Raw genomic sequence first — 8,329 nt, 5'->3', positions numbered from 1 at the left:
TTTTCTTTATAGTCATCTTTATTTTCGTCCCAATGGGTTTTGCCTTTTTCGATCGCCTTGTCTTTCATTGCGTTCAACTTATCCAAAAATGCCATATCGATCATCCTTCCGTTTCCGCTGGCCATGCGACCAGCTCAACTGCGTTCAGCATAAGCTTTGTACACTTCAATGTCCAAGATAGTCATCTTTCCTTATTTAATCAGCCCCTGCCATTAGATTCCAAACACTTCACTGCCTGTTTGTTCTTTATCAGAACTATTACAAGAGGGGGTTATTGTGCAACTCCGATTTCAATGCATACCGCGACTTAGACTTTTACAGGAACAAGGAAGCCGTCTCACTTATTCTTCCAAAACACCTCCCTTTTTTAGCCAGTCATGGACTACATCTCTTACTTCCTCAGGAGCAATAGGAACATTCGTCTTTGGGTCCCACTTCGTCGTTATGGAAATGCTATCTACCACTTTCCCGCCTTTCTTCTCAATTCTTTTGGTAATTGATTCTATAACCTGCTGGGGAATATTTTCATCCCCTTTTGTTAGAAAAAGCCAAACTTTCTTATCTTTAAACGAAGCCTTTTTTAAATATTTATTAATGGCGGGAGCTGTTTTTCCAGCCCAGACTTGAGCTCCAAGAAATATATTTTCATATTCTTTTAATTCGAAGTCCATTGGCTTTATACTGCTTTTAAATCCCAAAAACGCTCCCATGGCTGCGCCAGCAATCTTTCCTAAAGCCCGCTTCTTTTTCTCTTCGATTTTCTGAATATCAAATTTGGTAAGGCGGTGAATTTCTTTCGCTACTACTTCTGTACTGCCTATCCAAGAATAATAAACAATCAAGCTGCGATTCTTCATTTTTAGGACTCCTTTATTGTTCTTCGCTTCTCAATTTTTGTATACAACTCGATCGCAAAGCGGTTCACGCCCTTCCCGGTTAATTTCGTCGAAGAGGCATCATCAACAAGAAATGCCTAAAACGCGGGGGAGTGGAAAACCGCCAAAATTTGCGCGCAGTCTTCAAAAACCACTTAGTATAGATGGTATCGAGCACCTAAGCAGTGCACTTAATCGAAATCAGGCCTCTTCAGGAAATTCAAATATCTGAAAAAATCACTCAGGCAATGACAGCAAACCGCCGTCAAAAATCTCTAATTTTCTGAAAAATGAAGACTGGTTAACCCTGGTCCTCAAAATGGAATAAAGGCTATTTCCGTCTCTTCATGCCATCGATCGCTGCACCGATAACCAGCCCCACTCCGGTTCCTATCCCAGCCCAGATAACATCCCCAGCAATCACAAAGCTTAAGCCTGCGCCTATCGCAGTTCCGAATATTAAGCCCAAGCCAGTGAATGGCAATTTTGAGTAGTCATAACTATTATTTTTAGCCACGAAACCTGCACTCCTTCAAAATAAAAGTACGAAAGCCAATAACATTTGCTCATTCATATGCAAATGAGTAATAAATGGATAATAGACATTTACTGAAATAACAAAGGCAGACCAGAAAATCATTCAAATGACTTTCGGGCCCGCCTATTGCGCTCACTCACTTTCGCTGATATCTTTCAGGTTCTGTAAAGTCTGCGTTATTGAGTTATTCATCAGTTTCTTAATGTAAATCGTGTTGGCCAGTTTGCCAAGCAGGCTGCCAGGGAGCTCATACTCCATTTCGAATTGAACCTCCGTGCCACCGTCTTTTGGGATATAGCGCCAGGTTTGGGTAGCATCAAAAGCACCGCTAACTAAGCACCGCCACACATAACCGTCTTTTACTGCTGCATTTTCTACCACCAATACATGCAACGCCAAACTTCTACCAAAAAAGTAATACTTTAAATTCATACTTGTGCCTTTCTTTCCTGTGCCAATGAGATCCTCCGCTTCCGATAACCCCGCATACCATTGGTACCAGAGTAACGGATTGGTTGCAAAGTGATGGACTTCCTTTACCCGGCGATCGATAAAAACAGTACTCTTTACGCTCCACATTTCGGCATCCTCCCCTGCCCTAAAATTTCCGATCTTACCGACTGACGTCAGCTATACTGATGCAACCTTGCTATATTCATTAATATAACATGATTCGGGTTAAATAAACTGACTTTTCAGATATTTATAGTAAAATATCGGTATAGACACAGCCAATAGTAGCAGCACCCTCATTTTTCAGATTTTTGGCCTCGACGCCTTAGCTGCAAGATGGCAAAAGCAGTGATCGATCCGCCAAGCAATCCCATGATCATATCGATCATCGTATCATCCGGATCCCTACCCTGTGCAGTGAAACTGAATAGCTTATCACCTGCAAATTCGAGCAATTCCCATACGGCTGCGGCAGCCAAAGAAAACGAAATCATATACAAGGCAATAAATGAGTTGGGCAAGAGCGAAGATCCACCATTCCGAAGCAGACGCCTCAAAATAATCCAACTTGCGTAGCCGATCCAAATTCCCGAAAAGACATGCAGAAAATCATCGAAGTGATTGATTTTATAGCCACCGCCAAACGTTCCGATGACAACAGAGAAAAAAATGAAAAAATAAACGATGCTCGCAAAAATTGCTGGCAGGGGGTACCCGAAATGTCTTTGCACGAGTGCAAGTACGATCATGACAACTACGGTGAGTGCGCCCATGAACATCTTTGTACTGTTGCCTTGCGTATACATATAAACGATTCCTCCCATCAGGGAGACCTGCACTGACCACCAAACTACCCGCTCCACCGCAATCGCCCGTCTGTTCTGAATGGATTCCATATTGATCATCCTTTCTATCCAGTCAATCGGCTTTTGCTATATATATTCAACGCCGTCGTGAAATCGCCTGTCTGTCCAGTACACAGGGCCGAATATTCTTTATATAAGGAGATGTGCTATCATGAAAACTTTTTTAAGGCTTGTGCTCATCCTCGCCAGTTTAACGGTGCTCGGCGTTATTATCAGTTTCTATATCCTCGGGCAAACAGATCCCGCGAACCAGCAAGTACTTGAGGAAAAGAGCTTCGACGAGGAGATCGACGATGTGGAAATAACGGTCGAAAATTCCCGCGTTGAATTATTGCCAAGTGATGATGAAACGACCCGCATCGTGTTCTCCGGCAATGACGACGACTTTACCCTAAGTGCTGAATTGGATAGCGGCCGCTTGAACATTGAAGTTGGCGACCGTTCACCGTTCTTTAATTTCGACTTTAATCGCTCCTATACCCTGCAAGTCTATACACCTGAGAGCGGACTCAATTCCTTGTCAGTCGATAGCGATAACGGCGCTATCGAGGCAAACGAAATTGAAGCCGCCAAGTTGGCACTTGAAGCCGATAATGGACGCATCATCTTAGAGTCAATCGACAGCAACACAATTGAGATCGAGACGGATAATGGAAGGGTTGAGTTAAAAGGCACAGAAGCCGATATTGACGTCCGCTCCTCGAACGGCCGCATCATGTTCAGCGATGTGTCTGGCGACCTAACAGCCCAGGCAAATAACGGCCGCATCGAGTTGGACACCGAGACACTCGATTTCCCTGTCCATTTCGATACGGATAACGGGCGTATTGAAATCCGGACCGACAGTGAACCGGCTAACGCCCGTATTGAAGCACGTGTCGATAACGGCAGCATCGATGTATATGGACGCGAAAATGAAGAAACCGTGTTTGGCAACGGCGATGTACTGATTCAGCTGACTTCAAATAACGGAAGCATTACTGTGGAATGAAAGGAATGGAAAATATGCCTTTGAAACCAGCGACATTGCGCTTGGCGGATTCAAGAGAGATAATCTATATCGAGCATGGCGACCCACATGGCATTCCACTGATTTTCTTGCATGGGCTGGCCGACTCCTGCCATACCTTCGACCTGCTATTCACCAGTTTCCCTGAACATCTGCGCACCCTTGCCTTCACACAGCGTGGGCACGATGGCATCGATCTGCCGGAACTGACGTATCGAACAGACGATTTCGAAGCGGATTTGCTGCAGTTCATGGACGCCAAAGCTATCGAAAAAGCCTTTATCGCGGGTGCTTCCAGCGGGGGATTTACTGCCAGGAAATTTGCTGTGAAATATCCGGCGCGAACGCTCGGGCTCATCTTAATCGGTTCCCCTTCCGAACTCGGCAACCAGCCGGAAATCGTCGCTATTCATGAATCCACTTTGTCGCGCTTAACGGATCCCGTCAGCCCCGAGTTTATCCGAGGATTCACTGGAGAGCTTTTCAATAAACCGGTGCCTGCCGATTTCTTGGAGAAGATGTTCAGTGAAATCCAAAAAGTTCAGGCACGTGTGTGGAAAGAAACGAGTAATGCTGCATTGAATGAACAATTCCCTGGTCTCCTTCATCAAATGACGGCTCCAGCGCTTATTATTTCTGGAAAAGAAGATGCACTCGCTTCACCAGAAGATCAGCAAAAGCTGGCTGCTGCCATCGCTAACTCCCAGCTGTGCATCCTCCCTCAGCTCGGCCATATGCTCTACTGGGAAGGCCCAACAGAAGTCGCAAAGGTCATCATACGGTTTGTCGATGAAGTAGAAAAAAGCTTCTAACTGGCCAAACCATTTCACCGGAAAATTGCCTAGACCGAAAGAATGGCCTTCCATATTTCTTTAGAGAAGGAAGGAATATGAAAAATAGGCGAGTAACAGCCATCCGCCTCAGGGTATAGATAAAAAAAGGAGGCATTTCAATGGATTTGCATGACAAAGACGAAACGAAATTATTCAGCCCGGAATTCACCCGAAACCCATATCCCGCTTACGAGCGGCTGCGCGAAGAGGATCCTGTTCATCAGGTGCGCTTTCCGGATGGCCAGCTCGGGTGGCTCGTGACGCGCTATGCGGACGCAGACGCCGTATTGAAAGATTCGCGCTTCATCAAAGACTTTTCAAAACTGTTCGGCGGCACCATGGACGAGATGAGCGTATTCACCCAAAACATGCTATTTTCTGACCCACCCGACCATAAACGGCTGCGCGGGCTCGCACAAAAAGCCTTTACGCCGAAAATGATCGACAGCATGAAACCGCGCATCCAGGAAATCACCGACGAATTGCTCGATGGATTCGAAGGCAAATCGAACGTCAACTTAATTGACGAATTCGCTTTCCCGCTCCCCATCATCGTCATTTGCGAAATCTTGGGCGTGCCCTCACAGGACCGCGATAAATTCCGGACCTGGTCGAACTCGCTCATCGAAGGTACGAGTGGCGAAGCAGGCGTTAGCGTTTATGAGCATATGAATGAATTTGTCCGCTATCTCGGCGAATGGTTCCAAAAAGTGCGCCAACAACCGGGCGATGACTTAATCAGCCGATTGATCGAAGCGGAAGAAGCGGGCGATCGACTGACGGAAAAAGAGCTGTACGGACTGGTCTCCTTGCTGATCATCGCAGGACACGAAACGACCGTGAACTTAATCGGCAACACCGTACTCACGCTATTGAAACATCCCGAACAGCAGCACGAATTATGCGTACAGCCTGAGCTCATCGGCCCAGCCATCGAAGAATCGCTGCGCTTGAACGGGCCGGTCGAATTCAGCACCTCCAGATGGGCCGCAGAAGACATGGAATTTGGCGGAAAAACCATCCACCGGGGCGATTTGGTCATCGTCGCTTTGAACGCTGCGAACCATGACCCCGAGCAGTTCGATAACCCGGAACTGTTCGATATCCACCGCGAGAAAAGTGCGCACTTGGCGTTTGGCAAAGGCATCCACTTCTGCCTCGGCGCTCCTCTCGCACGGTTGGAAGGCCATACCGCAATCGACGGGCTATTGAAACGCTTCCCCGGCATGGCGCTCGCTGTCCCGGAAAACGAACTCGAATGGCGTCCGGGCATGATTGTCCGCGGCGTCCGTGAACTTCCGGTGACACTCGGAAAATGAATATGCAAAAAGGCGATGCCGACGACTTTTCGAAGTCATTGGCATCGCCTTTTGAATTGTAAACAGCCTAAGCCGTCTCAGGACTGTAGATTTTTAGTTATTTTCATTATCGCGCTTGACGATCTTATCGCTCACTTGCTGGCCGCTCAAGGTCACCATTGGCATGCCGCCGCCTGGGTTGACGGTACCGCCGACAAAATACAGATTGTCGTATAGTTCGCTTTGCTTTTTGTGCTTGAAGCCGCCGTTTTTATTCTTGTCGGAGACGGTTCCGTAAATCGCCCCGCGGTCCGAACCGTAGATACGCTCGATATCATGTGGCGTCCAGACATCGCGTACGACGATATTGTCGCGCAAGCCGTCGAGCCCCATGCGTTCGAGCTTATCGATGACACGCTCTTCGAATTCCTTGTACTGCTCCGGTGTGAAAGGGTTGTCCTGGATATAAGGGATATGCGGCAGGATTTTAATATTCTCATGCCCTTCTGGCGCCTGCGTCGGGTCGGTCTTATTGACGTTGACGAGATAGATTGTCGGGTCGTCCGGCAGCTCGTGGCGTTCGAACACCTTGTCCATCTGCTCTTTTAAATTGTCCGAGAAGAAGAAATTATGGTGGTTCAGCTGCGGATAGGTCTTTTTGACACCGAGATGCAAGACCAGTCCGGAACTCGCCGGTTCGTATTTCTTTTCCAATTTGTCGACAAACTCATGCTCCGCCTTGACCATTTTTTGATAAAACGGGATGACTTCCATATTCGACACATAATAATCAGCGGTTTGGAAGCTGCCGTCTTCGAGTTCAATGCCGGTGATTTGGCCTTCCGCGCTCGTTAAGGCACGGATCACGCCCATGCCGGTATGAATCTGGACGCCAATTTCCCGCGCCAATCTCTCCATGCCGCCTGCTAAATTATGCATGCCGCCCGGCACATACCAGCAGCCTTGCGCGTGCTGCATATAAATCATCATGTTGAGCACAGCGGGTGCACTGTACGGCGAAGATCCGACATATTTGACGTAATACGAAAGCATGTCACGCAAATGCGGATTCGTGATGCGTTTTGAAATCGCGCTATACATTGTCGAGGTCAAATCGAATCCGGTCAAAGTCGCAAGGATGCCGTTTTGTGCGACGGCCTCTTTCGGCGACTCGAAGCCTTCCTTCAAATAGCTTCGCTCTGTCGTTTCGTAAATCTTCCTCGCATACTTGAGCAGCGCGTAATATTCCTTCATGTCCTGTTTCGACAAAGCCGGATTCGCCCGTTCCATCAAATGAAGGTTATGGTACAAGTCAATCACCGTGCCGTCTGGGAAAAATGAGCGCCATTCACGCTCCAAGCGCTGCATCGGCACATAATCGGTCATGTTCTTGCCGCTGCCTTGGAACAAGCGATCGAAAATATGCGGCATCGTCAAAATCGACGGGCCCAGGTCAAAACCGAAGCCGTCCCGCTCCAAGCGGTTCACTTTCCCGCCGATATGCTCGTTCTTTTCATATAGCGAAACCTCATAGCCTTTTTGCTGCAATGAAATCGCTGCCGACAAGCCCCCAAGGCCGCCGCCGATTACGATTACGGATTTCTTCGCTTTCCCCATATATGTACCGCCCCTTTTTCATTGAAATATGTACTCTTCGTTTTGCCTGAAATCGCTTTTAGGGAGATTCTTCAGCATCATGCCATTGTCCTTGTTATTCCCTTCATAATAAGCTTAAAAACGCTCATTGTATAGTTTTTGTATAATCCTAGATGAACCGTTCATTCCAGAAGTAAACAGGATATCGAACGGGAAAAGTGGAATGGTATAAATACAGGCAATTCAAAAGACAGGAGTTGATCACTATGGGTGGATTTCTGCCCCATATATACGACACGGCCATGAAACCTTTGGAGAAAACCCGTTTTGAGAAGATACGCAAAAATCTCGTTCAGCAAGCAACAGGGCGTGTGCTCGAAATCGGCTTCGGTACAGGAGCGAACTTCCGCTATTACCAACATGCCGAACGGGTCGACGCCATCGAACCAAATCCAGAGATGAGCAAACAGGCAGAAAAGCGCATCCGAAAATCAAAGACACCGATCCATACGTACGAAGCGGTGGCAGAACAACTTCCTTTCGCCGATAACAGCTTCGACACCGTCGTCGCGACTTTGGTGTTCTGTACGATCCCGGACCCGGTCAAAGCGCTCGAAGAAATCTACCGCGTCAGCAAACCCGGCGCCCGGATCTTCATGTTCGAGCACGTCAAAATGGACCAGCCGCTGATGGGCAAAACCCAGGAAACTTTGACTCCCGTCTGGAAAAAACTATGCGACGGCTGCCATTTAGACCGCAACACACTCGATTTGGTGAACCGCTCCCCTTTAGATATCGTCAATGTGGAATCCTATTACAGCGGCCTGTTTTTGACCATCGAAAGCCGGAAATCTTACTAAT

Annotated in this window: 9 protein-coding genes; 4 read left to right on the top strand and 5 right to left on the bottom strand. The window is 47.5% G+C overall.

The genetic code is table 11. The features are described 5' to 3' along the window. Positions 1 to 341: 341 nt before the first annotated feature. The 4 genes from ON064_RS05450 to ON064_RS05435 all read right to left on the bottom strand — a co-directional run bounded on the left by ON064_RS05450 (position 342) and on the right by ON064_RS05435 (position 2,762). Complete coding sequence (locus tag ON064_RS05450; RefSeq protein ID WP_274623965.1) at positions 342 to 857, bottom strand: flavodoxin family protein; 516 nt, start codon at positions 855 to 857, stop codon at positions 342 to 344. A 349-nt stretch (positions 858 to 1,206) separates the two neighbouring features. Next, the gene (locus tag ON064_RS05445) at positions 1,207 to 1,392 is read right to left on the bottom strand and encodes a hypothetical protein (protein WP_274623964.1); all 186 of its coding nucleotides are present in this window, start codon (positions 1,390 to 1,392) and stop codon (positions 1,207 to 1,209) included. Positions 1,393 to 1,545: 153 nt separating this feature from the next. Further along, a complete protein-coding gene (locus ON064_RS05440; protein WP_274623963.1) occupies positions 1,546 to 1,992 on the bottom strand; it encodes an SRPBCC family protein in 447 nt (148 codons plus the stop codon). A gap of 170 nt (positions 1,993 to 2,162) precedes the next feature. Further along, positions 2,163 to 2,762 carry a DUF2238 domain-containing protein gene (locus ON064_RS05435; protein ID WP_274623962.1) on the bottom strand — a complete coding sequence of 200 codons (600 nt, stop codon included), beginning with the start codon at positions 2,760 to 2,762 and terminating at the stop codon, positions 2,163 to 2,165. A gap of 121 nt (positions 2,763 to 2,883) precedes the next feature. Here ON064_RS05435 and ON064_RS05430 point away from each other — a divergent pair, with 121 nt between their 5' ends. From ON064_RS05430 to ON064_RS05420, 3 genes are all read left to right on the top strand, one after another. Next, positions 2,884 to 3,723 (top strand): DUF4097 family beta strand repeat-containing protein, encoded by an 840-nt coding sequence (locus ON064_RS05430; RefSeq protein ID WP_274623961.1) that lies wholly within the window; start codon positions 2,884 to 2,886, stop codon positions 3,721 to 3,723. Positions 3,724 to 3,737: 14 nt separating this feature from the next. Beyond that, complete coding sequence (locus ON064_RS05425) at positions 3,738 to 4,553, top strand: alpha/beta fold hydrolase (protein WP_274623960.1); 816 nt, start codon at positions 3,738 to 3,740, stop codon at positions 4,551 to 4,553. Between the two features lie 140 nt (positions 4,554 to 4,693). Continuing rightward, complete coding sequence (locus ON064_RS05420) at positions 4,694 to 5,893, top strand: cytochrome P450 family protein (protein ID WP_274623959.1); 1,200 nt, start codon at positions 4,694 to 4,696, stop codon at positions 5,891 to 5,893. A gap of 93 nt (positions 5,894 to 5,986) precedes the next feature. On the opposite strand, the gene ON064_RS05415 is transcribed toward ON064_RS05420, so the two are convergent. Beyond that, positions 5,987 to 7,489, bottom strand: a complete 1,503-nt coding sequence (locus tag ON064_RS05415; protein ID WP_274623958.1) for a phytoene desaturase family protein — start codon at positions 7,487 to 7,489, stop codon at positions 5,987 to 5,989. A 245-nt stretch (positions 7,490 to 7,734) separates the two neighbouring features. Here ON064_RS05415 and ON064_RS05410 point away from each other — a divergent pair, with 245 nt between their 5' ends. Beyond that, complete coding sequence (locus tag ON064_RS05410) at positions 7,735 to 8,328, top strand: class I SAM-dependent methyltransferase (RefSeq protein ID WP_274623957.1); 594 nt, start codon at positions 7,735 to 7,737, stop codon at positions 8,326 to 8,328. The last annotated feature ends 1 nt before the right edge of the window (position 8,329 follow it).

Source organism: Planococcus sp. A6, from assembly GCF_028823615.1.
Classification (GTDB): Bacteria; Bacillota; Bacilli; order Bacillales_A; family Planococcaceae; genus Planococcus.
The sequence above is the reverse complement of the archived record's forward strand: the minus strand, read 5'-3'. Positions and strand labels throughout refer to the sequence as shown.